Consider the following 25,158-nt stretch of genomic DNA (forward strand, 5'->3'; position numbering starts at 1 on the left):
GGCGTATGCTCGTGAAAAGAGGCGATAAGCTTCGAATTCACACGGAAGCTAGCATTTTTTGTCCGTTTTCGTTACAATACAAGGAAGAACGGTGCGTCTGGACACCGTTTTGAACTGTAATCGGGAGGGAAAGCCTTTTGTCCAACAATCGCTACTCCGTTGGCCTGATCATCGTTGCGGTCGGCATCGTCCTGCTGCTCGGGAAGCTGGGTGTATTCGGATTTTTTTGGGAAGTGTTTTGGCCGATTTTCATCTTGGCTCCCGGTCTCTTATTCCACGCCTTGTATTTTAGCCGCGTGCTGCCTTCGGGCGTGCTCATTCCGGGCGGCATTCTGACGACGATTTCGATTATCTTTTTCCTGTGCACGATCATTAGCTGGGAACTGATTGCTTATTTATGGCCTGCGTTCATTTTGGCTCCGGCGGTCGGATTGTATGAGTTTTATTTGTTCGACAAGCGGAGTCCGCGCGGCGTGCTGCTGGCCGCAGCCATTCTGGCTGTCATAGCCGGTCTGTTGTTCAGCATGACGATTTTGTTTACGGTCGGCATATATTTTATCGCCATCATCCTGATCGCCGTCGGCGGTTATCTGATTTTCTCCAACAACAAGCGCCGCTCCTGGTAGGCGGAGCTTTGGAAGCTGGGGCGTATTCATAGAAACTTAATGCCCCGCAGCCTTGCTTTTTGCACCATAAATATATATAATTCTATTGTGTCAAGCGTCGGCGCGTGAGTCCGACGCTTATTTCGTGATTAGTAATCCGCACGATTTCCGCACGGTTGCCCTATATAGAAAGGATGAACACCGACTTTATGCACGCAAGAGACAAAATTCGCAACATCGCCATCATAGCCCACGTCGACCACGGCAAAACGACGCTCGTAGACAAACTGCTTCAGCAATCCGGCACGTACCGCGACAACGAGACGATTCAGGAGCGAGTGATGGACTCCAACGATATCGAACGTGAGCGCGGCATTACCATCCTTGCCAAAAACACCGCCATCACCTACAAAGACTTCTTTATTAATATTGTCGATACGCCGGGACACGCCGACTTCGGCGGCGAAGTGGAACGGATCATGAAGATGGTAGACGGCGTACTGCTAGTCGTCGACGCCTTCGAAGGCTGTATGCCGCAGACGAAGTTCGTGCTGCGCAAGGCGCTCGAGCAGAATCTGACGCCGATCGTCGTCGTGAACAAGATCGACCGCCCGAACGCGCGTCCAATGGAAGTGGTCGACGAAGTGCTCGATCTGTTCATCGAGCTCGGCGCGAACGACGACCAGCTTGAATTCCCGGTCGTGTACGCTTCCGCGCTGCAAGGAACGTCCAGCATGAATCCGGAGCAGCAGGATGCCAACATGCAATCGCTGTACGAGACGATTATCGAGCATATTCCGCATCCGACGGAAAATCCGGATCAGCCTCTGCAGTTTCTCGTCACGCTTATGGATTATAACGAATATTTGGGCCGGATCGCGATCGGGCGCCTTAACCGGGGGATCATCCGCCAAGGCCAGATCGTAGCGGTCATGACCCGCGAAGGCGGCACGAAGCAGGCGCGCATCGAGAAACTGTTCGGCTTCCAGGGCTTGAAGCGGATCGAGATCGAACAAGCCGGCGCCGGAGACATCGTAGCGTTGTCCGGGATCAAAGATATCAATATTGGGGAAACGATTGCCGATCCGACGAATCCGGAGGCGCTGCCGGTGCTCCAGATCGACGAGCCGACGCTGCAGATGACGTTTGTCGTCAACAACAGCCCGTTTGCCGGAAGAGAAGGCAAATGGATTACGTCCCGGAAGCTGCGCGAACGGCTGTTCAAGGAACTCGAAACCGACGTATCGCTGCGGGTAGATGAAACCGACAGCCCGGACGCCTTCGTCGTATCCGGACGCGGCGAGCTGCATCTCGGCATCCTGATCGAGAATATGCGCCGCGAAGGATTCGAGCTGCAAGTATCGAAGCCTGAAGTTATCGTTAAAGAAATCGACGGCGTCAAGTCGGAGCCGATCGAGCGGCTGATCATCGACGTGCCGGAAGACAGCATGGGAGCGGTTATGGAGAGCCTGGGCACGCGCAAGGCCGATATGGTCAATATGACCAATACCGGCAGCGGCACGGTCCGTCTCGAGTTCCTCATCCCGGCGCGCGGACTCATCGGCTACCGGACCCATTTCCTGACGCTCACCCGCGGCTACGGTGTAATGAACCACGCCTTCGACAGCTACGGGCCGTATGCGGGCGCTGGAGTCGGCGGACGTCATCAGGGCGTGCTGATCGCCTTCGAATCCGGCGTAGCGACGAATTACGGCATTCTGTCGATCGAAGACCGCGGCATTTTGTTCCTTCATGCGGGCACCGAAGTTTACGAGGGGATGATCGTGGGAGAGCATACGCGGGACAACGATCTCGCCGTCAACATTTGCAAAGAGAAACAATTGACCAATATGCGCGCTTCGAGTAAAGACGAGACGGTGAAGGTGAAGACGCCTCGCGTTTACTCGCTGGAGCAGGCGCTTGAATATTTGAACGATGACGAGTACTGTGAAGTCACTCCAAAATCGATTCGACTTCGCAAAAAGATATTAAATAAAAGCGAGCGGGAGAAAGCGGAAAAGCTCCGCAAGATGGCCGAAGCGAACGTTTAACGTTCGCTCGGCCTTTCTTCCCATCCGAACCGAGGGAGGCGTTCGCCGGTGCAGCAGTGGTTGTACGATCATCCGTGGATTACTTATATTCTTATTTTTGCGTTTCTCGTATACATTTATAATAAGGTGTTCCGCATGCGTAAGCTTCCGCCGCTGAAGGATGCCGTCATTTATTTGACGATCGCGGTAGGCGCAGGTATTCTGACGTTGTTCCAGCTCGATCTGGAGCTGCCGATCGTGATCAGTTTGGGCGTGGCTGTAGCGCTTATGCTGACCGTCAGAATCCGGTATTGGATGATCGAGCGGGAAAACCGCAAAAATGGCGTCAGTGCGCCTGCGGCCCAGGAAGCCCGGCAGCCGTTGCCCGACGCCGCTGCTCCATCCGTCGGTTCGGATCTCCCGAGCAAGGGTGTCAGGGCGGTTAAGAAGGACAAGCCGCAGGCATAATGTCAGGGAGGTAGCGGCCGTACGCGCTTTCGCAAAGGAGAGATGAGGCATGGCCCAGCTATGGCTTACTCCGATTGTATGCCGGAGCCCGTTAATTTTAGGAGGGGAGCGCATCCGTTGCGATCCGCCGGACGAGCTTGCCAGCTTCCGGGGGATGCTGGATCGCGTTCACCCTCGTTTTTTGCTTTCGTTCAAAGCTCGGCTGTTATTGTCCGACGAAAGTACACAAGCTTGCGGTTCGGAGGACGGAACGTTTTCCTTGTCCGCACCCGGCGATATTGCGTTCGACGGGACTACGCTTGAGCTGTCCGACTGCGGTTCCGCCCTGTTAAGCAGGCTTGCCGAACCGCAGCAAACCGCATTGTGGCTGGCCGAGCTGGAAGCCGGGATCGATTGGGCTTTGCTGCCGGACGTTCAGCGCGGCTGGATCGGCCGGATGCGCCGTTGGACCGGATTGGGCTGGACTACCATCATCGTCAGAGAGGATGCTTGACTCAATGAAGCTGCAGGATGCTTTGTTCAATTGGCTTCAAATCCGGTTAGTCGCCGACGCCAGACCAGATGATCACGCCGCGGGCGAAACCGAATCGTTTTTCGCTGAAATATTGCGGGACGATCATAAGCTGGACAACGTGCGTATTACGCTTACGGACGACACGATGTTGCATATTCAATACGAACAGGACGGAAAGAATCATACGCAATTATTCGATAAGGAACATGCGGAGCAGTTGCTCCGGGATATTATCGCAAACCCGAAATATAACGAATAAAAGAGGGGGAACTCCAGATGCCGTCAGCCGCTACACCGCCCCTTCCGCCTCGGCGTCCTCAGAGCTCGTCCAGACGGGTTTGGAAGACGCTGGTCTTTATTGTCATCCTGATCCTTCTGGCTGTCGCCGCTTACGCCGGATACTTGTATTATAAGATCAATTCGGCGATCGACAGCGCGGGCAGTGACAATACGGCTCCCGTAACGAAGCCGGTGAACGCGAATCCCGTAACCGTGCTGCTGCTGGGCGTTGACTCGAGACCCAAAGGAGGAAGCCTGAATACCGACGTCATTATGGTTGCTTCCCTGAATCCGGAAAGGAAAACCGCTACAATCGTGTCTATCCCGCGGGATACGTATATCAAAATGAACGGCTACAGCTCCGGGAAGGCCAACTCGTTTTACGCCGCTTTTCATAACGCCAAGTCATCGACGGCGGATACGAAAACGAAACAATTTTTCGGCAAATATTTAAACGTGCCGATCGATTACATCGCCAAAATCGACTTCAAAGGCTTCGAGGAAATCGTAGACAAGCTGGGCGGACTCACCTTAAACGTAGATATGAACATGTGTTACACCGACAAGTTCGACGGCACCTCGATCAAGCTGGCCAAAGGGACGCAGTCGCTGAACGGCAAGCAAACGCTGGATTTCGTCCGCTACCGGAAAGGCAACTGCCAAAATGCGGCCGATTCGAACGATATCGAGCGCAACGAACGCCAACAGCAGGTGATCGGGGAGATGGTCGGCAAGCTGAAATCGCTGGAAGGGCTGCTGAAGCTCGGTCCGGTCATCGAAGCGGGCGGGAAAAACGTCGATACGGACATCCCTTCCTCGCAAATCAAAAGCTTTATCCGGACATATATGGGAATCGACCGCGATAAAATAAACTATGTTCATCTGGAAGGCGAATGGCACAGCCCGTATATTACGATCGGGCAAACCGAGCTGAAGTCCGCTCAGACCGCCTTGCAGGAACAGCTCAAATAAGTTTGCTTCGAAGGACTATACAAGCGGGCGGACCCAATCGGCTATGGCTGACTGTCCGCTCGTTATGGTATACTGGAAGCAAGCTGCACATCAGGAGGATGAATGAATGGCGGAAACGATTACGGCTTTGACGGAGCAACAACTATCGGAGCTGCAGCAAGAAAGGCTCGTTATGCTTTCCACCATCGATGCGGAAACGGGTGCGCCAAGCCTAAGCGCCATTTCCTGGGTGAGACCGATGAGTCCGACGGTGGTCCGCTTCGCAATCGATCAGCGCTCCCGGCTTGTGGCGAATATGAAAGCGAATCCGCTCGTAACGCTGACTTTTTTCGGCGGCGGAACGCTGAATGCGCTGTACGGGAAAGCGTCGTTCGTAACGGATGCGCTCGAAGGCGTGCCGTTCAAGCTGACTTGTATCGACGTGCAATTGGAGGCGGTCCGGGATGCGATGTTTTACGGCTCCCGCATTACTGTCGAGCCCGCATACGAGAAAACGTATGACAAACGTGCGGCTGAGAAGCTGGACGGACAAGTTTTTGCTGCCATCCAAAAAGCCTAGTTCCAAGGGAACCAGGCTTTTTGCGTCTTCATCGAAGCTTGTCCTTTAGAGCGGGCCTACAGCTGTTTATCCATCTGCTGTCCGTCGTCCGTACGGGCCGGCGGATTCCCTTGAGGCGTTATATCTTTCGGAATTTGCGGCACGATCCTGCCGATCATATCGGCCAGTTCTTCGGCGAAGCCGGCTATCGGGCGCCCTTGCCGGATATCCTCGCGAATTTCCGCGATGCGTCCCGCCATATCGAGATCCGCCGTAACGAAGGCGTGCACGCCGTAAGGATCTTTGCGGAGCGCTTCTGCGACCGAATATTTGATCACATCGACGCGGCTCCGGTCGAGCTGGGGATCGACGTTGATGCCGACAATTGCCGTATTGCCGAGAATGACGCAGCGTGCGCTGTGGACTTGCGGAATATCCGACGCCAGCTTCTCGAGCCTTTGCGTCACTTCCTGCTTATTATGGATTTCCGGTTTCGCCGGAACCGATTGCTGGACTTTCACTCCATTTTGCCCATCCGGCGCAGGCGAAGCCTGATTCTGCGGATGGCGGGCACAGCCGGAAAGCACAGCTATCGCCAAAACGAGGACAACGACATATCTCATATAAATCGCTCCTATTCTAATCCTGAATTGCCATGGTTAGTTTGTCCGATTCGACTGTGATTATGTACAGGCGACAGCCATACGCCAAGCGGGAGGGGACGTACGATGAAAAAAGTATATGTGTTGGATACGAATGTCCTGTTGCAGGATCCGAATGCCGTCTTCGCCTTCGAGGACAACGAAGTGATCATTCCTGCGGTCGTTCTGGAGGAAATCGATTCCAAAAAACGAAACGCGGACGAATTGGGTCGCAACGCGAGAACGGTATCGAGACTGCTCGACGCCTTGCGTACGAAAGGGCGTTTGCATGACGGCGTGGAACTGGATAATGGCGGCAGCCTCAAGGTGGAGCTGAATCATAAAAGCTTTCAAAAACTGCAGGATGTATTTGGGGAGATTACGAACGACAACCGGATTCTCGCGGTCGCTCTGAACTATTATTTGGAGGAGCAGCAACTGGAGCAGCCGAGACCTGTCATCCTGGTCAGCAAAGATACGCTGGTGCGGATCAAGGCGGACGTGCTGGGGCTCTCCGCCGAAGATTATTTGACCGACCGGGTCGTCACTTCAAACGAATTGTATCCCGGCTATTTAACGATGCACGTGCATCCGGGAGTTATAGACAATTTCTACAATGCACGCTACTTGCCCGTTACCGACTTGAATACCAATTATATGTTCCAGCCGCATGAGTTCGTCATTTTGAAAGATGAGCTGGGCACTTCCAAATCGGCGCTGCTGAAGGCGAGCGCGGACGGCAAACGGCTCGATCCGCTGTTCTTGAGCAACGAGCCGATCTGGGGCATCGGAGCGCGGAACGTCCAGCAGCGGATGGCGCTGGAGCTGCTGCTGAACGACGATATTCCGCTCGTTACGCTGACCGGCAAGGCGGGGACGGGCAAGACGCTGCTGGCGCTGGCGGCCGGACTGATGAAAATCGAGGACGAACGCAAGTACAAAAAGCTGCTGATCGCTCGGCCGGTCGTGCCGATGGGCAAGGATATCGGATATTTGCCCGGCGAGAAGGACGAGAAGCTGCGTCCGTGGATGCAGCCCGTATACGACAACCTGGAGTTTCTATTTAATACGAAAAAGCCGGGGGATATCGATAAAATATTGGCCGGGATGGGTAGCATTCAGGTCGAGGCGCTTACGTATATTCGCGGGCGCTCGATCCCCGGACAATTCATTATTATCGACGAAGCGCAGAACTTATCCAAGCATGAAGTGAAAACGATTGTCTCCCGCGTCGGGGAAGGAAGCAAAATCGTACTAATGGGCGATCCCGGACAGATCGACCACCCGTATCTGGACGCTTACAGCAACGGGCTGACGTACGTGGTCGAACGATTCAAAAACCAGTCGATCAGCGGCCATATCAATCTCGAGCGGGGCGAGAGGTCCCAACTGGCTCAATTGGCGGCGGATCTGCTGTAGCGCGCCTTGCAACCGAAAGCAGTGGGGTTCCGGTAAACGGCGCCCTGCTGCTTTTTCTATAAGGATGAAGAGTTCGAATGGTTGTAATTTGTTGGTAAATGTCGAAAATAGTCGAAACGATTCAAGAGAAAGAGGTGAGTCGTTCGGGCTAGTCCGGTTCGTTCTTCCCTCCCTTGTCGATTTAGGTCGTTTGCCTGTGTTCAATTCCTTCGGTTTCCCGATATGATTGTTTATTGGATCGTACATAACAACCGGGGGAGTATTGTACATGAGACGAATGAGAACGTTACTGCTAGCGCTTGCCCTAACGACCGGGGTTTGCCAACTGGCCGAAGGAGTCCGGGTCGTGGCGGCATCTTCGATCGAGACGCCGAGCCGTTTTACGGATACGGCCGGACACTGGGCGGAACCGACGATCAACCGGCTTGTAGCCGAGGGTATTCTGGACGGATATCCGGACGGTACGTTTCGGCCGAACGAGCCGGTCTCGGCAGATCAATTTTTGAAAATTTTGCTGTTATCGTTTACAGACCGTCATCAAAACGGGGAGCGCAGCTGGAAAGAATCGTTTATTCAGTCGCTTAGCGCGGCCAACCGGAACATCCTGCGCCAGGATTACCGCGACTTTTCGTTTGCGCCAAGCTCTGTCGGATATTGGGCCAAGCCTTACATCGACCTGGCGGGAGACCTCCATCTGATGAACCCGAGCGTATTTCCCGACTTCAAGCAGAAGTTGAACCGGGAGCAAGTGGCGGAACTGCTCTATTATACGCTGAAAGAAACCGAGTATTTGGAGGACGCGGACTACAGCCGCAAGCTGTCGAACGGCATCGGCGATCTCCGAAGCGCCAACGAGCGGCAGCAGAAATTCATTGCCGAATCGTTCGCCAAAGGCATTATGGAAGGGTACCCGAATGGGTATTTTGGCGTAGGCGTAACGGTAACGCGGGCGGAGTCGCTCACGATCGTCGAGCGGTTGATCGACAAGAGCAAGCGGATCGAGCCGTCCGCCTCCCACACCGGCCTGCATACGCTCGTCGTGCCGACGAAGGACGGAAGCTACAAGCGGATCGTGTTCCCGAACGAAGCGATGAAGCGGGCGTACGGCGTGATGGAGGAAGCCGGCAAGCTTAGGGGAACGAACTACGACCTCGAAGAAACGACGCTCCGGCTGTTCGAGGACGCGGAAGCGAAGTCGAAGGCGTTGTCGCCGAACAAAAATCCGGGCGACGTCTGGGACGAGGCCTCCTTGTGGATAGAGCCCAAGTACGATACATACGGCATTACGATTCGTCTGCAGGAAGGGGCGCTGGCCCGCAACCGCGAGCCGATTAAACGGTTCGTCAACGAAATTTTCGGCTACGATGCCGCCAAGTTCGACAGCTGGTTCGACGCCATGTACGTCCAGAAAGAAAGCGGAGGCGCCTTCGAGACACAAAGCGTCGCGATCGGTGCTTATACGATCGAAGCTTCTTCGCCGGACGACGTGTCGCTTGTCTTCTCGATTGTGCCGCAAGCTACGAAAGTCCAGAAGTAGGTTTGCCGTACATACGCGCGCGAATAATCTCGCGGGCAGGTAATACCGGTGTCGGCTATAAAGATTAGGCCGGCCAAACAAGCAAACGGCGGTCCCCTGAGGCATGGGGGCCGCCGTTCCTTTTCCTCAACAAACGACCTCCCTCTTCGAAATCAAACGTTGGGACAAAAACTTTCTTCCGATGACGGATGGCAGGCTCTGTTGTACAATGGGCCTATGGCAAACGAAGACCTATTAAAGCCGGACAAATCCGCCGCGCTCCGCGATCTGCACAGCAATCGGGGGAGTTTGCGGAAGCTATTGTTTATCCGGTACTAAAATTGATTATTTACGGATGAGCTCCGATCCTGTACATGTTAAAGCAGGAAGTTCCGCTTAGCGGCTAACTCAACATTTGAATGACTCCGGAGGGTCTTATGCGGAAAAACTGGTTTAACCGGCTGCTGCTGTCCTACTTGCCCGTCTTGTTCGTCGTCAGCCTGAGCCTGCTGCTTATGACTTATTTGACGCTGAACGAAATGGCCAAACGATCGGCCGTCCGCGCGAACGAACTGCTCTCGCAAAGCATCAAGCAGAAAATCGACGATGTGCTGACAAGTATAGACGAGGCGATGTTTAAGGAAATTTTGGGGAATGACAAGTTGAAAGCGTTTTTTCAGGGCGATCGCACGGGGGATAACCGGTATGACGATTACCAGACGGTAGCGGCGCTAAGAAGCATGATGGAAAACAACCGGTTCATCGATTCGGTCTATTTGTACCGGGTAACCGGCCGAACGGTGCTCACCCCGACGACGTATACCGGAATCGATCAGTTCGGGGACAAGGAGTTCGTGGGGAGGCAGCTGAGCAGTTTGAAGCCTTACCGGTGGGTGGGGACGCGAATGTACCGGGAACAGCCGAACAGCAAACCCGTTTCGGTCGTCAGCCTCGTGAAAATTACCAACCTTGGCGATAAAAGCATGATGATCGTCAACGTCAGGACGGACCGCCTAAGCGAGCTGATTCGTCAAATGTCGGATTCGAATTTGAGTTTCGTCGAGCTGGTCAACGAGCAAGGAGCTCTGATCGCTTCGAAGGAGACGCAGGGGGACGTTCCCGATTCGAACGACCGGCTGCGGAGCGGCGGCAAGCCGCTGTCTTCCGTTCAGTCGTCCTATACGGGATGGACGGTACGCAGCGGGATGTACCGGGCCAGTATCGTAGATTGGGTGTCTTCCCTCTTCTACGTCTGGATGGCGTTCGGCTTCCTCGTCATCGTTCTCGGCATCGTCTGGCTGGTTTATGTGACGAGACGCAACTACAAGCCGATCCGCAGCATTGCCGCCCGGATCGAGGAATACGCCAAGCTGAAGCAGCAAAGCTTGAACCGGGAAGAGAAGGCGGACGAGTTCAAATATATCGAGACGGCGATCGAAGATTTGCTCGACCGGTCGAGCCTGCTGCAGGAGGAAAACAAGGAAAATATGGCCTACCGCAAGCGGCATGTCTTCCTGACGATGCTCGAAGGCGGGGCTTCCGCTTCCGCTCAGGGGGAGCCGTGGAAAAGCGAATTGGACAAGCTTGGACAATACGGCCCGCTTCGCGGACTCGTTGTCGTGCTGATCGAAATGGACCGGTACGCCGAGTTTGCCGGCCGATACGGCAGGCGGGATCAATTTCTGCTTAAACATGTGCTGAGCACCGGGCATCAGGAGCTTGCAGACGGCGAGCCCGTCCAGGTCTGGTCGGAGTGGGTCGCCCGGCATCGTCTGGCGGTGATGTACATGTTGGATGACGGCACGGCCGGCTGGGAGCCGGTACAGGTTTGCGAGCGGCTGCGCGCCTGGGTCGAGCAGCATCTGCCCTTTACGGTGACGATCGGGATCGGCTCCTTCCAGACAGAGATCGAGCTTGCGGCGGAGTCGTACCGGCACGCGGCGGACACGCTGAACTACAAGTCATCGCTTGGAACGAACCGCCTGATCGGTCCGGAGGATCTGCACTCGATGCCGCAAGGGGAAATGTTCAAGCAGTTCCACCCGATCAGAGCGGTCTGCCAGCTGTTCCGTTCCGGCGATCCGGAGTGGGAAAAGCTCTTTGACGATCTGCACGTTTTGGTACGAGGCCAGCTGTTTGCGCACGACGAGCTGGTCAGTCTGGTCACTTATTTGATCCACCATCTTCATAAAGAGGTAATGGAACTGCCTGCCGAGCTGCAGGAGTTGTGGAACGGCTTCCACGACCGGCTGCTGAAGATCGCCGAACAGAAAGAAAACGTAGACGAAATGTTTGCCGAATTGCGCCGGGTATTGACTGAAGCTTCGGAGCAAATGCGGGATGTGCGGGAGCACCGCCATCATCACCAATTGATGCATGAAGTGAAGCGGTACATCGGCGAACATTACGCCAATCCCGACTTATCGCTCGCTCATCTCAGTGAAGCGTTCGGCGTGAACGCCAGTTATTTGAGCCGGTTGTTCAAGGAGCAGTTCGGAGAGAAGTTTAACGACTTCGTCGCGCAGGTCCGCGTGGAGAAGGCGGTCGAGCTGCTGAAGGGGACGGAGGAGACGGTTAACGAGATTGCGGCCGCTGTCGGCTACACGCATACGCTGACCTTTATCCGGGTGTTCAAAAAGGTGATGGGCAATACGCCGGGAAATTACCGCAAGGATATGGCCTAGGGAGCGGCGCCCAGGCTCCGCCGCGGGTAACGCAGCGCCAAACGAATATCGGATATCGCGTAAAAAATCGTCTACAGACGACAGAGGCCTTGAACCGGCCGTTCCGTGCCTGCGGGCACAAACGGTCGGTTCAGGCTTTTTGCCATGCATCGCCAAAAAAAAGAATTGTATATGCCGTGATAAAATCGTCGATATTCAGAAGGCTGCCGCCCATGGTACTTTACTTAGCGAGACGGCAGCTTGCCGCAGACATAACGAGGAGGGTTTAAAGTTGACATTCAGATTGAAATCGATTTCAGCAGTATCCGCCTGCCTGATTCTTTCCTTAACGGCTCTCGGATGCTCGAAGGAAGGCGGGAAAAGTCCCGCGCCGTCCGCAAATCCCGCAGGCAGCTCGGCCGCAGACGTGTATCCGGAGAACGGGCTGCCGAAGGATGAAAAGGTGAATTTAAAGATCGGGTTCCACGAAGCGGGCATGGGCCGGGAATGGTTCGACTTTGCGATGGACAGCTTCAAGAAGAAGTTTCCCAACGTAAGCTTCGAGGTCGTGTATTCGCCTAAAATCGCGGACATCATCGGAACGAAAATATCCGCGAACAACGATAACGACATGTTCGATCTGTTCTCGCCCGTGCTCCCCGGAGGGAATGCGGCGCAAATCCCGCTGGTAGAGAGCGGAAAAGTAGAGTCGCAGGAGGATCTCTGGGACTACAAAGTGTACGACGGTAAAGGCAAAACGGTCAAAGAACTGGCCATTGCGGGCGAGTTTGAAGGAACGGCGAGAATACTCGGCAAAACGTATTTGCTGCCCACGGCGGGAACGACGACGGGTCTGTTCTTCAATAAAAAGCTGTTCGAGAAAAACGGCTGGAACCAAAACCCGAAAACATGGGACGAGTTTTTGAAGCTGGGAGAGACGATCAAAGCGGCTGGCATCATCCCGATCACGAGCCCGGGGATGTATCCGGATTATCTCCAGTACGCTTTCGGCCCGTGGAAGCTGTTCGAGCTGGCGGATATGAAAGGGAAGCTGAAAACGTTTGAGGATGATTTCCGTAATTTCCGTAACGAGTACACGAGTCCGGAAAGCGTGGAGCGCTGGAACCGCGTCTATGAGCTCGGCAAAAAAGGATTTTTCCCGGAGGGCATGGCCGCATTAAACCATACGCAATCCCAAATGCAGGTGCTGCAAGGCAAAGCGGCGATGGTTTCCACTGGCGCCTGGGTTCAGAACGAGATGAAGGATTCCACGCCAACGGATTTCAAATGGGGCTTTATGGCGGTGCCGATGGGCGACAAGCCGGACAGTGTGAAATATATCCGCGGCTCCTTCAGTAACGGCATGTTCATCTGGTCGGCCAAGCCGGAGCTGAACAAGAAGTGGGCGAAACAATTTATCGTATGGATGTGGAATCTGGACGTGCAGACGGTAATCGCGGATAAAGGCGGACAGCTGTCGGTGCGCAGCGATTTCGCCGACGATCCGGCCCGGGCCGACAAAATTCAGGATTCTTCGAAGGCGGTGGCCGAGTACATCAAAAACAATAAGGTGGTCATGGAGAGCGCCTTCCGCGACGTTACGCTGACCGATCCGGCTTACGCCCAGTCCGTCAAAGTAATCTCCGAAGCGGCGAGCCAGATCGCAACCGGCAAGCAGGATCCGCTTCCGAAGCTGCAAGAGGCGCAGCAATTAATCGATAAAGCGATAGCCGCGCAGAAAAAATGACGAACCCTTCGACGAACCAAGCCCTCCCGGCGCAGAAGGGGTGGATGCAGAAGTCTCGAAACCAGAAGCGGATTTTCCTGGCTCTTGCGATTACACCGGCATTCGGAGGTTATCTGCTGTTTACGTTATACCCGAATCTGATGTCCGTGTACTACTCCTTTCTGAACTGGAACGGCATTACCGAGCCCCAATTCGTCGGGCTGCAAAATTACATTACCCTGTTCCAGGACAAATACGTCTGGCGGGCGCTTGGTCATAACTTGATCTATATGATTTTCGTTCCGACGCTTGTCATTTTGATTTCTTTGCTGCTGGCCTATTTGCTCACGAACAAAAGCTATAAGGGAACCCCGGTTTATAAGGTGATCTTCTTTTTCCCGAACGTACTGTCGAGCGTCGTAGTCGCGCTATTGTGGGCGTTCGTCTACGACGGCAGCTTCGGCCTGCTCAACTCGCTGCTGCGCCTGGCCGGGATCGACATCGGGGAGTTTTACTGGCTCGGCGATACCAAAACGGCGCTGTGGTCGATTATTCCCCCGTACGTATGGGCGGGAGTGGGCTTTTATGTCGTCATTTTCATGAATGCGATGATCACGATACCGAAATCGCTGTACGAGTCGGCGATTCTGGACGGAGCCAAGCCGATGACCCGGCTGTTTCAAATTACGATTCCGCTCATCATGCCGATTATCCGGGTAGGCGCGTTATTCCTCGTCCTCGGTTCCTTGAAAGGCTTCGAGCATGTGCTGATTTTGACCAACGGGGGGCCGGCGGGCTCCACGGACGTGATCGGTCTGTATATGTTCAATCTGGCGTTCGGCTCCGAGTACCACAACTACGGGTACGCCTCCGCGGTGGGCATGTTCCTGTTCGTCGTGCTCGTCCTTGCCAAGCTGCTGACGGACAAATATATGGCGAATCGGTCGGTGGAGTATTGATGGAGAGGATGAAACGCTTGTGACGGAAAAACGTTCGATCGTCGATGTCTTTTGGTGGCTGGTGCTGGCGCTTTTCGCTTTGGCGGTTCTTTTCCCGCTCGTGTGGATCGTGTACCAGTCGTTAAAGACGAACCGGGAGTTTTTCCAAGACGTCTGGATGCTGCCGGAGCAGTTGAAGTGGATCAATTACAAAAACGCCTGGGTGAAATACAATATCGGCTCGGCGCTGCTGAACACCTTGTATTACGTCGGCGCCAGTCTGATCATCGGCACGTTCCTGACTACCGTGAATGCTTACGCGCTCACGCGGCTGGAATTTAAGGGCCGGAAGCTGATATGGGGCACGATCATGCTTTCCTTGTTCCTGCCGGGGATCAACGCCCTGATTCCGCAATATGTGCTGATGCGGGATCTGCATTTAACGAACAGCATTACGGGACTGATCATCCTGGACAGCTTCGGGGAGAGCGTCTTCTTCCTGTTGCTGCTCGGCGGATTCATGCAGTCGCTGCCGAAGGAGCTGGAGGAGAGCGCCTTTATGGACGGAGCTTCCCTGTTCCAAGTGTTTATGCGGATTATCGTGCCGCTTTCGGCGCCGGGTATTGTCACTGTGGCGATCTTTAAGTTTCTTAGCTTGTACAACAATTTCCTGGGACCGTTCATCTATCTCAGCGATCAGACCAAGTACACGATCGGCGTCAATATGTACCAAGCCAATCAGATGATGCAGTATACCTCGGATTGGGTTACGATGTTCGCCGGCGTCATGATCGCGATGGTGCCGTCCGTATTTATGTTCATGTTTTTCCAGAGATGGATTATGGAAGGCGCCACGCTGGGGGCGGTCAAAGGCTAGGAGTGAGCGGCCGATCGTCTGCGGCTATCGGACCGGATTCGCGGCGGTTCGGGCCCGTAAGAAAGGCAGGCAGGACCATCATACTGCAGGAGGCATTCGTCTGCATAGACGATGCCGGCGGGGAGTAAAGGCCGCTAACGCTCCCCGCATCATTTGAAGGAGGAACGGATGATGAGGCTTACAGGCAAAGGGAAGGTAACAAAGTACTGGGTCACGCTGCTGTTGATGGTCTGTCTGCTGATTTCCGTTGGATTCCCTACAATTGAAACCGCTTACGGACAAGCGGCGTCTCCGGGCAGCGGGCCGCCGGGCGGCAAAAGCGAGAATAAGAAGCCGTCGAAACCGCCAAAGCCGCCAAAGCCGCTGGGCATGGAGACGAACCCCCCGCTGAATATCGTCCTGAACGGTCAGGCGCAAGCTGCGATTATTCTGCCAGCGAATGCGGACGCTCCTCTCCGCGCCTCCGCCGATACGTTAGCGGCATACGTGCAGAAATCGACGGGAGCGGTTTTGCCCGTATGGGATGAAGACGAAGTGCCGGCCGGCAACGGCCAGCTTCAGGACCCTGTATGGATTCATGTCGGCGTGAGCGGTTTGTATCCGGACCCTCATCTGGACGACCTGCTGGAGGGCGTGGAGGGGGACGGGTTCGTTATTCATTTTCACGGCAATCGAATCGTCATTGCGGGAGCGACATCCTGGGGAACGCAATTCGGCGTTTACGATTTTTTGGAACGGTATATCGGCGTGCGCTGGCTGATGCCGGGACCGGACGGCGAAGACGTGCCGCAGCATCTTAATGTATCCATTCCGCAGCAAGATGTGATCGAGGAACCTGTCTTTATGTCGCGGGCGATCAGTCCGCTGATGGGAGCGGCGTTACCCGTGCAGGCCGAATGGGCGAAGCGGAACCGGCTGCATGGCCGGATCGAGTTTCATCACAATGTGCATTCGCTCTTCCCGCCGCAGAAATACGGCCAGAGCCATCCCGAGTTTTATCCGGTCCGAAACGGAACTCCCTATACTCCGCCCGTCGGGACTACCACGTACTGGCAGCCTTGTTATTCCGAACCGGCCACCGTCCAAGCCGCGGTTTACGGAATTATCGAGTATTTTACGAACCATCCGGATGCGGACTCGTTCTCGCTGGGGGTTAACGACGGCCGCGGCTATTGCGAGACGGAACCGAATCATCCGAATTACCCGGGGCAGCTCAACTCGGTCGGTCTGCCGGATATGTCCGATATTTACTACGGGTGGGTCAATGCCGTTGTGGAAGACGTCCTGGCCGTATTTCCCGACAAATGGTTCGGTCTGCTTGCGTACGATAATGTCATGGACCCGCCGTCCTTTCCGTTGAATCCTCGCGTGATTCCGTTTATTACGCAGGACCGCATGAGCTGGATCGATCCGGCCGTCGAAAGTGTGGCGAAGCAAAAGCTGGAGGAGTGGGGCGAGACGGCGGGCAACGTCGGGTGGTACGACTACATCTACGGCAACCCGTACCTGGTTCCGCGCATGTATACGAATCAGATGGCCGAAAACTACGTTTATGCTGCGAACGAGGGCGTTCAGGCGCATTACGCCGAGTTGTACCCGAACTGGGGAGAAGGCCCGAAGCCGTGGATCGCGGCCAAGCTGCAATGGAATCCGAACCAGAATGTCGAAGCGCTGCTGGATGAATGGTATGTCCGCGCCGTCGGGGAAGCCGCTGCAGACGACCTCCGCGCCTACTACGAGTATTGGGAAAACTTCTGGACGCAGCGGGTTCCGAATTCGGAGTGGTTCGAGTCCTGGAAAAACGCTACTTATCTGGACTTCGCCGATCCCGGTTACATGAATCTGGTCACCCCGCAGGATATGGCTTACAGCAGAAGCCTGCTCGAAACGGTATGGGCGCAAGCCGACACGGCAGGCCGAAAATCCAGGGCAAACCTGCTGCTGCGAGCGTTCGAGTATTACGAGGCGTCGGCGCTCAGCTATCCGAAAAACGTGGACCCGATTGCCGATACACAAGCGGCCTTGTTGCTGCTCGATAGCATCGATCTCGAGGAAACGACGGAGATGGCTCAGAAGCGAATCGATTTGGTGAACCAGTTCAAACAGGACGCCGTCCTCGTCCACACGATCGATCCCAAGCCGTACCCGCTTCTGAATTGGTCGGGGCTGAATGCTAACGAGTTTTGGGAGCTGGTCCGGTATATGCAGCTGCACGAGCCGAACGGCGGGACGGCTACCCAGAGCGTATACAACCTCTCAACCGCAGCGGAACCGACCAAGATGCGCGAATATGCGCGATTGCTGCAAGAGGCCAGTTTAAACCAATTCCCGCTGAACGGTAATCCTTCCTTCGAGGAAGCCGGCGGGATAAGCCCTTGGGGAACCTGGATCGATAAGCCGCCGGCTGTCATCTCGCGTTCGCAGGACATTGCCCGGCCTGGAGGCTCGTCCAGTTTGCTGGTCAGCAATCTGACCAAGGGCGGTCCGATTCAGACGTTCGAGGTGAAACCGGGCCTCTATGCGTCGCAGGTGTACTATTACACGCCTCCGGGTACACAGACGAAAGCGATCATCCGATTATCGTTTAACTATTTGGACAAAGACAACAAGGTGCTGAAAAATACGATCACCCCCGCGAGATTCGTCTCGACAACGGCAGGACAATGGGCTTCCGTCCGAGTGCTGGACGATGTCCCCGCCTCGGTGAACGGCACCGAAGTGAAAAAGGTTCAGATGATTGTGTATATCAACGACGTTGAGTCTACGACCCAGCTATACTTGGACGATGTGACCTTTTTCCAAAGCAACGAAAATTTCATTAACACGCTGTCGTTTTGGAAGGTTTACGATTATATAACAGCCAATCGGACGGGCAGCGGTACGATGCGGACCAAGCTGGAGATTGTGGCTCAAAAGGACGAAGCGTCTGACAGCCGCGATCTGGCGCGGCTTCTCCTGAACATGCTGGACGGGGCGCAGCCGGTGAATCCCGATCCGTCGTTCGCGCTGGGGACTGGATCGGGACCGGGATCGACGTTGACGTATTGGTCACAGTTCGGTTCCATGCAGCGTGTTACGGATAATACGTATATTCGTTCGGGCAGCGCCAGCATTCTTCTGGCCGGACCGGCCGCACAGAGAATCACGGCCCAATATTTTACATTCCAACCCGGTGCGGCGGCTGTAAGAGTCTACTATAAGCTCCCGGCAGGAACGACTTCGGCGGGCACGATTCAGCTTAGGCTGAATTTGAACACCGCAGGCGGGGCGCCGATCGCCGTCTTGCCTTCGAAGACCGTTCCGGTATCCGCTCCGTCGGGCGGCTGGGCTTCAATCGATTTCGCGGTTTTGATTCCCGCGTCGTATAACAATCTGGCTGTAGGAAAAGTACAATTCGTTATCGTGACGAACGGCTTGGAGAGCGCGACCCCAATCTATCTGGACGATGCGTCTATTTATCAGTAAAGGATGAAGGAGATTTTCGCGATGACATACGAACAAAGTCAAGCAACCTGGATCTGGTTTCCCGGCGATTTCGAAATATGGCTTCACCGCGAGGTGTCCATCCGCCGGGAAGAGAGGGGAAGCGTTTATCCTCCGTTTTACCGGTTGGATTCGCCTTACGCCTCGGTCAAGTTTCGCTGTCTTTATACGATACCGCAGGAAGAGGAAGTGACGATCACGGCGCAGGGCCGGTATAATGTCATGCTCGACGGACGGATGGTTCCGTCCGATACCGGCAAGCTGCTCCTGCCCGCGGGGACGCATACGTTCATCGTGTCGGTAGTTCACGAGGCCGGTCTCCCGGCCTTATTCGTGGAAGGAACCGCGATCGCGAGCAACCGCAGCTGGAGCGTCACGCACGGCAACTGGAACTGGACGACGCCGGGAGCGTGGAATTTCCGCACGGCGGAGGAGCGGCCTTCGTTATACCGGCTGCCAACGACGCGGGAAGAGCCTGCCGAAGTGAAGCAGAATGCGGACGGCTCGCTGCTGGCCGATTTCGGGAAGGAAACGTTCGGCTACATGCAGCTTCATGGACTGGTGGGAGAAGGGACCGTCACGCTATACTACGGGGAATCGCTGGAGGAAGCGTGCTCCGAGACGTTTTGCGAAACGTTCGACCGGATTGCGATCGAAGCCGGAGATTTGCCCGACTATACGCACGACAAATCCAAAGCGTTCCGCTATGTAAACGTCGTTCCCGGGTCTGGCGTTAAGGTTGGCGATGTCTCGATGCTGTATGAATACTTGCCCGTCGAATACCGCGGCCAATTCCGCTGCTCGAACGAACGGATCAACCGGATCTATGAGGTGGCCGCCTACACGATGCATTTGACGACGCGGGAGCTGTTTCTGGACGGCATCAAGCGGGACCGCTGGGTATGGTCGGGGGATGCCTCGCAAAGCTATCTGATCAATTATTACCTGTTCTTCGACGAGGCCGTCAATCGCCGGACAATGATCGCGCTGCGCGGCAAAGATCCGGTCGAATCGCATCTCAATACGATCCTCGATTATTCGTTCTACTGGATCATCAGTCTGCATGACCATTACTGGTACACCGGGGACGTGGAGTTCGTCCGGTTTCTCTACCCGAAAATGCTGAGCCTGCTCGATTTTTGCCGCGACCGGACGAACCGCAGCGGTATGGTGGAAGGTTTGCCGGGAGATTGGGTGTTCGTCGACTGGGCGGAGATTAGCAAGGAGGGCGAGCTGAGCTTCCAGCAGGTGCTGTTTTGCCGCAGTCTGGAAGTGGCGGCCGGTTTTGCCCGACTATTCGGGGACGGAGAGCTCGCCGGGCGGCTGGGTGCAGAGGCTGCGGCCCTGCGGGGCCAGCTGTTCGATGTATTCTGGGATGAAGAGCGGGGAGGACTGCTGCATCATCGGGTCGACGGGCAAGTTCGGCCGGTTATGACCCGGTATGCCAACATGTTTGCGCTGCTGCTCGGCATGCTGGACGAAGGGCGGCAGCGGGCAGTGGCGCAGCAGGTGCTGAAAAACGACCGCGTCCCTCCGATCACTACGCCTTACATGCGATTTTACGAGCTGGCCGCGCTTTGCGAGATCGGCGAGCAGGCGCATGTGTTGACCGAAATGGAGCGCTATTGGGGCGGCATGCTGGATTTGGGCGCAACCAGCTTCTGGGAAGTATATGATCCGGAGGTGAAAGGGATCGCGCAGTATGCGATGTCCGGGCGGCCGTTCGCCAAAAGCTTGTGTCATGCCTGGGGAGCGGGTCCGGTTTTCCTGCTCGGGAAATATTACATGGGCGTCCAGCCGCTGGAAGCCGGGTATGCGCGGTTTGTCATCGAACCGCGTCTGGGCGGGCTGGACTGGTTCGAAGGGGTGGTGCCGGCTCACCGGGACAACATCCGCGTCTATATGGATGCAACGACTCTTACCATCCGAACCGGCGGCTTTCCGGGCCTCCTCCGGTTGACGAGCCGAAGCGAGCCTTCCTGTCCGGACGCACTGTTCCGGCACCTCGGCGAGAACCGCTACGAGCTGCCGCTGGAGAAGCCCGATACGGATTATGTCATCGCGTACATCAATGCGGAGAGTCTGATCCGCTAATAAACAACCCGACCCCGGTATAAAAGCCGGAGTCGGGTCTTTTTGCGCAGTTGCGGCTTACCGATTTTTGCGGGCGGCGCGAATTTTCTCTTCATACTGCTGGAAGATGCTCTCTCCCTCATAAGAGCTCATCAGTTGCCTGCGATATTCAGGCCAGTGCTTCCCGGATTTGTCCTGGAACAACATTTTCAATTGGAGCTCGTTTTGGCGGGTGCGCATCTTTTCCACATTAATGCCCAGCGGGGGGGTTAGGATCGTCCCCAGTCCTTCATATACCGGGATAGTAGTGATCGTCCGGATCACGGTCCGGTCCCGTGCAGTAATGCGCGGGTCCACAATCGCAAGTCCGAGGATTTCGGGCGTATTCGGCGTAAAGAAGCTCCAGATATTCAGGAGATTCTGAATGGTATTGGTTTCATTCCGCAGCATGCCGGGTAACAGCGTAATGGTGTTTCCGTCCCGTTTGTAATGCTGATCCCGAATCCCGTAGTGCGTAAGCAGGAAGCCTTCCTCGCCGGCCAGCCAGTCCAGGATTTGGGCGGTAACTTTGAGCTTCTCCTGATTCAGGCCTGCGGCGTTATTGGAGAAGACGAACGGATAACCCGGAGCCGCCGCCGTGCGGAGCGGCTGACTGCCGAACGGATTAAACGGCACCCAATCGGCGTTCGGGTCAATCGCGCGGCTCCGCGTCTGCAGGCTCTCCGGATTGGAATCGAGGGCGAATTCCAGCGAATCGCCGAGGACGATTCCCGCCTTGCCTTGCACGGCTTTGTCCACATGCTGATTGTCCTTGTACAGAAACCAGTCGGGGTCGACCAGGCCGGCGTCCTGGATCTTCAGAATATCCTCGACGACTTGCCCGACCCGCAAATCCATCTGCATGTCGATCAGCTTGTCGTTCTCGAAATATGCCGGGAAGAGGAGCCCGTTCTTGACGTATTCCGGCCAATCCAAGGAAATGCCCGTTCCGGCGCCGGCCGTCGTGAACCCGTACGTATCGTTGACCCCGTTCCCGTCCGGATCTTTATAGGTAAACGCGTGAAGAACGTTGACATATTGATCGTAGGTTTGCGGAACGTCCAAGCCGAGGCGCGACAACCAGTCGCGGCGGATGTAATAGGCGCGGTACGTTTTTTTGTCATACGGAATCGGGGCCCTCGCAAATTTGTTATGCACCTGATATTCACGAAGTTCCTGCTCGTTCATCCAGTATTTGAAATAGTTCGGCATCGTCGCCGGCGTCACGAAATAAGTCATGTCCGCCAGAACATTGTCCAGCGTATATTTGGCTCCGCCGTCCGGACTGATATTCAGCCACATATCGGGAGGATTGTTGGCGGCCAGCAGAGAAGCCAAGGTCGCATTGTATTCGTCGCCCGGGGGCATGGCCGTTACGGTAAGATCGATGTTGAATTTGGCTTCGATCGCTTGCCGGATAAAATCGTCTTCGGGCGGAGGCAGGTGCGAACCTGGAGCGCCGCTTATAAAAAAGTGCAGAGACAGCTTCTCCTCCGGGTTGTCCGGGCCCGATACCGGCCGGCCGGTATCGGCCATTCCCGGCTTTAGCCAGACCAGGATTCCGAGCAGGACGAGAAGCGCCAATCCCGCGATCCCCCATTTGGCAGCTTTCACTTGGTTTTCTCCCCTTCTTGCATCACGTTTCTTCCTCTAATACTACTTGTTCAAGCCAAGTAAATAAAGAGTTTCTTCAAGGGCGGGCCGCTTCGGGGAGGGGGGAGCGGCCGGGCTGAATCCGGGCGTGGAGGCTGGTCGGCGGGATGCCCCAAAAAAAGGCCGCCCACCGGGAAGGAACCCGGGAGACAGCCTTATCCGCCAACGCTTATTTAAATTTCGGCAGCCAGTCGCCGTGAGCTTCAATCATCGCGTCACACATCGCGACGATATCGTCGATCGACAATTCCGCGGAAGTGTGCGGGTCCAGCAGCGCCGCATGGTAAATATGCTCTTTCTTCAGCGTACGGGCCGCTTCGATCGTCAGCAGCTGGGTGTTGATGTTGGTCCGGTTGAGCGCCGCCAGCTGCGGAGGCAGATCGCCCACATACGTAGGCGTGATGCCGTTGCGGTCGACGAGACAGGTAACCTCGACGCAAGCTTCCTTCGGCAGGTTGGTGATCAGACCGGTGTTCATTACGTTGCCGCCGATGCGGAACGGGTTGTTCGTCTCCATCGCTTCCATCATATACGAAGCGTATTCGTGGGAACGCGTATGCTCGATGTTTTTGTTATTGACGAGTTCTTCGCGCATCGTCTTCCAGCGTTCGATCTGACGGACGCAGCGGCGCGGATATTCGTCGAGCGGGATGTTGAATCGTTCGATCAGCTCCGGATAGTTGCGCTTGATGAAGTACGGATGATATTCCGCGTTATGCTCGGAAGATTCGGTGACATAATAGCCGAACCGGAACATCAGTTCGTAGCGAACCATATCGCCATGTTTTTCCTTTTGTTTCTCGGCGGCGCGACGTTTGATCTCCGGATACAGATCGACGCCGTCCTTCGTTACTTCCAGCAGCCATGCCATATGGTTGATGCCGGCGATTTTCGCCTGCACGCCTTCCATATCGATTCCGAGCGGCTTGAACAGATGAGGAATGCAGGCTTGGACGCTGTGGCACAAACCTACCGTTTTGACGCCGCCGTCCGTATTCATCACGTTCGTCAGAACGGCCATCGGGTTCGTATAGTTGAAGAACCAGGCGTCGGGGCACACTTCGCGAATATCTTTAGCGAAATCCAGCATCACCGGGATCGTGCGCAGATTGCGGAAAATGCCGCCTATTCCGAGCGTGTCGGCGATCGTTTGCCGGAGACCGAACTTTTTCGGAATTTCGAAGTCGGTAATCGTACAAGGGTCGTAACCTCCGACCTGAATCGCATTAACGACGTAGGTGGCGCCGCGCAAAGCTTCCCGGCGGTCGGCGTACGAGATGATGCGGCACGTGCTGCCGGACGTCGTCTTCAAGTTGTTCAGCATGTTCTCCGAATCTTTCAACCGCACCGGGTCGATATCGTGAAGCGCGATCTCAAAATCTTGCAGAGCGGGAGTCTTCATGACGTCGCCCAGTACGTTTTTGGCGAATACGCTGCTGCCTGCTCCGATGAAAGTAATTTTCGGCATTTTGCAATTCCTCCTTGTTTGTTCTATAAATGCGAGTTCAAAAAGTCCGGTTTTCAGCACCGAGAAGATGGGATGAAGCTAGGAAATGAGGAGCGGAGCGTAGTGAAGCTACGTGAGCACCGGAAGTTCCGGCTGAATTCCATATTCGATGCCGAGCAGGCTTCCTGATCTGCTTCGTGATCAAAAGCGGACTTTTTGAACAACCTCTATAAGCAACTATAAAGTCAGGAGGTCAAAAAAAATATGGAGAAAAGCGTGTTGCTTATGGAACAATGCGGCTTCCTTCGAACGTGCCCCGGCAGCCTCTTGATTTGTGGCGGCGCTTCGTTTTCAATAGAAGAGAGGTTCACCGATTCAGAAAACGAACAAGGAGCGCACGGCCATGAACATGGAGGAACGTCATTCGACGTCAGTGAATCCCCTGCCGGGCAAAGGCGAATTGACCGTCCTTTTCGGCGGAAGAGAGCAGACGGCGCCTGCCCATAATGTCGGTCCGCAGGTGCGCGATTATTTCCTCGTCCACCATGTGATGTCGGGAAAAGGCACGTTTCAATGCATGGGGCGCACATACGAGCTCGAGGAAGGAGACAGCTTCTTCATTTTCCCCGGCGAGCTCATCCGGTACACGGCCGACGACGCCGATCCGTGGACGTACCGGTGGGTCGGCTTTCGCGGGAATATCGCCGAGGAGCTGCTGAATGCGGCGGATATCTCCCAGCATCGTCCGGTAGCACGACCTTCGCGCCATCGGCGCGTTGCGGTGCTGTTTCATCAGATCGAGCGGTCGCTGGAGCTGGCGGACCCCGGCGTCGACCTGCGAAGCGGCGGTCTGCTGCGGATGCTGCTGGCTGAGTACAGGAAGGACGAGGCGTACCGGTCCGAAGGTGCGGACGGGAAGAGGACGCCGATCGAGCAGCAGGTCGAGCGTACGATCCGCTGGCTGACCGTGCAATATGCCGAGCCGATCTCGATCGAGAAAATGTCGCAGTCGCTCGGATACAACCGGACGCATTTATCCAAAATGTTCAAGCAGTACACCGGGATGACCCCGATGCATTTTCTGCTGAAAATTCGCATGGAGCGGGCGAAGCTGCTGCTTCGCGAGAAGCTGACGGTGGAGCAGGTGGCGGCATCGGTCGGCTTTACCGACCCGCTTTATTTCTCCAAGCAGTTCAAGAAATGGTTCGACCGGTCTCCGACGGAATACCGGCAGGAAGCGGACGGAAAGTCTTTTTACGATTGCAAGGACTGATCGG

Annotated in this window: 19 protein-coding genes; 16 read left to right on the top strand and 3 right to left on the bottom strand. The window is 55.4% G+C overall.

The features are described 5' to 3' along the window. Positions 1–137: 137 nt before the first annotated feature. From AC3Y2E_RS08235 to AC3Y2E_RS08265, 7 genes are all read left to right on the top strand, one after another. Entirely contained in the window at positions 138–626 is a 489-nt protein-coding gene (locus tag AC3Y2E_RS08235; RefSeq protein WP_379209030.1) for a hypothetical protein, read from the top strand. Between the two features lie 188 nt (positions 627–814). Further along, entirely contained in the window at positions 815–2,656 is a 1,842-nt protein-coding gene (typA, locus tag AC3Y2E_RS08240) for a translational GTPase TypA (RefSeq protein ID WP_379209032.1), read from the top strand. A 48-nt stretch (positions 2,657–2,704) separates the two neighbouring features. Continuing rightward, positions 2,705–3,103, top strand: a complete 399-nt coding sequence (locus AC3Y2E_RS08245; RefSeq protein WP_379209034.1) for a YlaH-like family protein — start codon at positions 2,705–2,707, stop codon at positions 3,101–3,103. 49 nt (positions 3,104–3,152) lie between these two features. Then, positions 3,153–3,596 carry a hypothetical protein gene (locus AC3Y2E_RS08250; protein WP_379209036.1) on the top strand — a complete coding sequence of 148 codons (444 nt, stop codon included), beginning with the start codon at positions 3,153–3,155 and terminating at the stop codon, positions 3,594–3,596. 4 nt (positions 3,597–3,600) lie between these two features. After that, entirely contained in the window at positions 3,601–3,876 is a 276-nt protein-coding gene (locus tag AC3Y2E_RS08255; RefSeq protein WP_379209038.1) for a hypothetical protein, read from the top strand. Between the two features lie 17 nt (positions 3,877–3,893). Beyond that, positions 3,894–4,868, top strand: coding sequence for an LCP family glycopolymer transferase (locus tag AC3Y2E_RS08260; RefSeq protein WP_379209040.1), 975 nt, complete (start codon positions 3,894–3,896; stop codon positions 4,866–4,868). A 106-nt stretch (positions 4,869–4,974) separates the two neighbouring features. Continuing rightward, positions 4,975–5,427 (top strand): pyridoxamine 5'-phosphate oxidase family protein, encoded by a 453-nt coding sequence (locus AC3Y2E_RS08265; RefSeq protein WP_379209042.1) that lies wholly within the window; start codon positions 4,975–4,977, stop codon positions 5,425–5,427. Between the two features lie 56 nt (positions 5,428–5,483). On the opposite strand, the gene AC3Y2E_RS08270 is transcribed toward AC3Y2E_RS08265, so the two are convergent. Continuing rightward, on the bottom strand, positions 5,484–6,029 hold the full coding sequence (locus tag AC3Y2E_RS08270) for a YhcN/YlaJ family sporulation lipoprotein (RefSeq protein ID WP_332073073.1): 546 nt from the start codon (positions 6,027–6,029) through the stop codon (positions 5,484–5,486). A 105-nt stretch (positions 6,030–6,134) separates the two neighbouring features. On the opposite strand from AC3Y2E_RS08270, the gene AC3Y2E_RS08275 reads away from it, so the two are divergent. The 8 genes from AC3Y2E_RS08275 to AC3Y2E_RS08310 all read left to right on the top strand — a co-directional run bounded on the left by AC3Y2E_RS08275 (position 6,135) and on the right by AC3Y2E_RS08310 (position 20,763). Next, a complete protein-coding gene (locus AC3Y2E_RS08275; protein ID WP_379209045.1) occupies positions 6,135–7,466 on the top strand; it encodes a PhoH family protein in 1,332 nt (443 codons plus the stop codon). A 268-nt stretch (positions 7,467–7,734) separates the two neighbouring features. Continuing rightward, entirely contained in the window at positions 7,735–9,003 is a 1,269-nt protein-coding gene (locus AC3Y2E_RS08280; protein ID WP_379209047.1) for an S-layer homology domain-containing protein, read from the top strand. A gap of 416 nt (positions 9,004–9,419) precedes the next feature. Continuing rightward, on the top strand, positions 9,420–11,666 hold the full coding sequence (locus AC3Y2E_RS08285) for a helix-turn-helix domain-containing protein (protein WP_379209049.1): 2,247 nt from the start codon (positions 9,420–9,422) through the stop codon (positions 11,664–11,666). Between the two features lie 271 nt (positions 11,667–11,937). Then, positions 11,938–13,392: an ABC transporter substrate-binding protein gene (locus AC3Y2E_RS08290; RefSeq protein ID WP_379209051.1), complete on the top strand. Its 1,455-nt coding sequence runs from the start codon at positions 11,938–11,940 to the stop codon at positions 13,390–13,392. Positions 13,393–13,436: 44 nt separating this feature from the next. Continuing rightward, complete coding sequence (locus tag AC3Y2E_RS08295; RefSeq protein ID WP_379209054.1) at positions 13,437–14,330, top strand: carbohydrate ABC transporter permease; 894 nt, start codon at positions 13,437–13,439, stop codon at positions 14,328–14,330. A gap of 19 nt (positions 14,331–14,349) precedes the next feature. Further along, the gene (locus AC3Y2E_RS08300) at positions 14,350–15,186 is read left to right on the top strand and encodes a carbohydrate ABC transporter permease (protein ID WP_379209056.1); all 837 of its coding nucleotides are present in this window, start codon (positions 14,350–14,352) and stop codon (positions 15,184–15,186) included. Positions 15,187–15,354: 168 nt separating this feature from the next. Continuing rightward, entirely contained in the window at positions 15,355–18,651 is a 3,297-nt protein-coding gene (locus AC3Y2E_RS08305) for a DUF4838 domain-containing protein (protein WP_379209058.1), read from the top strand. A gap of 21 nt (positions 18,652–18,672) precedes the next feature. Continuing rightward, on the top strand, positions 18,673–20,763 hold the full coding sequence (locus AC3Y2E_RS08310) for an alpha-L-rhamnosidase-related protein (protein ID WP_379209060.1): 2,091 nt from the start codon (positions 18,673–18,675) through the stop codon (positions 20,761–20,763). Positions 20,764–20,820: 57 nt separating this feature from the next. Here AC3Y2E_RS08310 and AC3Y2E_RS08315 read toward each other — a convergent pair whose 3' ends face one another. Both AC3Y2E_RS08315 and AC3Y2E_RS08320 read right to left on the bottom strand, forming a co-directional pair. Next, the gene (locus AC3Y2E_RS08315) at positions 20,821–22,395 is read right to left on the bottom strand and encodes an extracellular solute-binding protein (RefSeq protein ID WP_379209062.1); all 1,575 of its coding nucleotides are present in this window, start codon (positions 22,393–22,395) and stop codon (positions 20,821–20,823) included. 208 nt (positions 22,396–22,603) lie between these two features. Beyond that, on the bottom strand, positions 22,604–23,902 hold the full coding sequence (locus AC3Y2E_RS08320; RefSeq protein ID WP_332073062.1) for an alpha-glucosidase/alpha-galactosidase: 1,299 nt from the start codon (positions 23,900–23,902) through the stop codon (positions 22,604–22,606). 382 nt (positions 23,903–24,284) lie between these two features. Here AC3Y2E_RS08320 and AC3Y2E_RS08325 point away from each other — a divergent pair, with 382 nt between their 5' ends. Beyond that, positions 24,285–25,154, top strand: coding sequence for an AraC family transcriptional regulator (locus AC3Y2E_RS08325; protein WP_379209065.1), 870 nt, complete (start codon positions 24,285–24,287; stop codon positions 25,152–25,154). The last annotated feature ends 4 nt before the right edge of the window (positions 25,155–25,158 follow it).

The organism is Paenibacillus sp. MAH-35 (assembly GCF_058135425.1).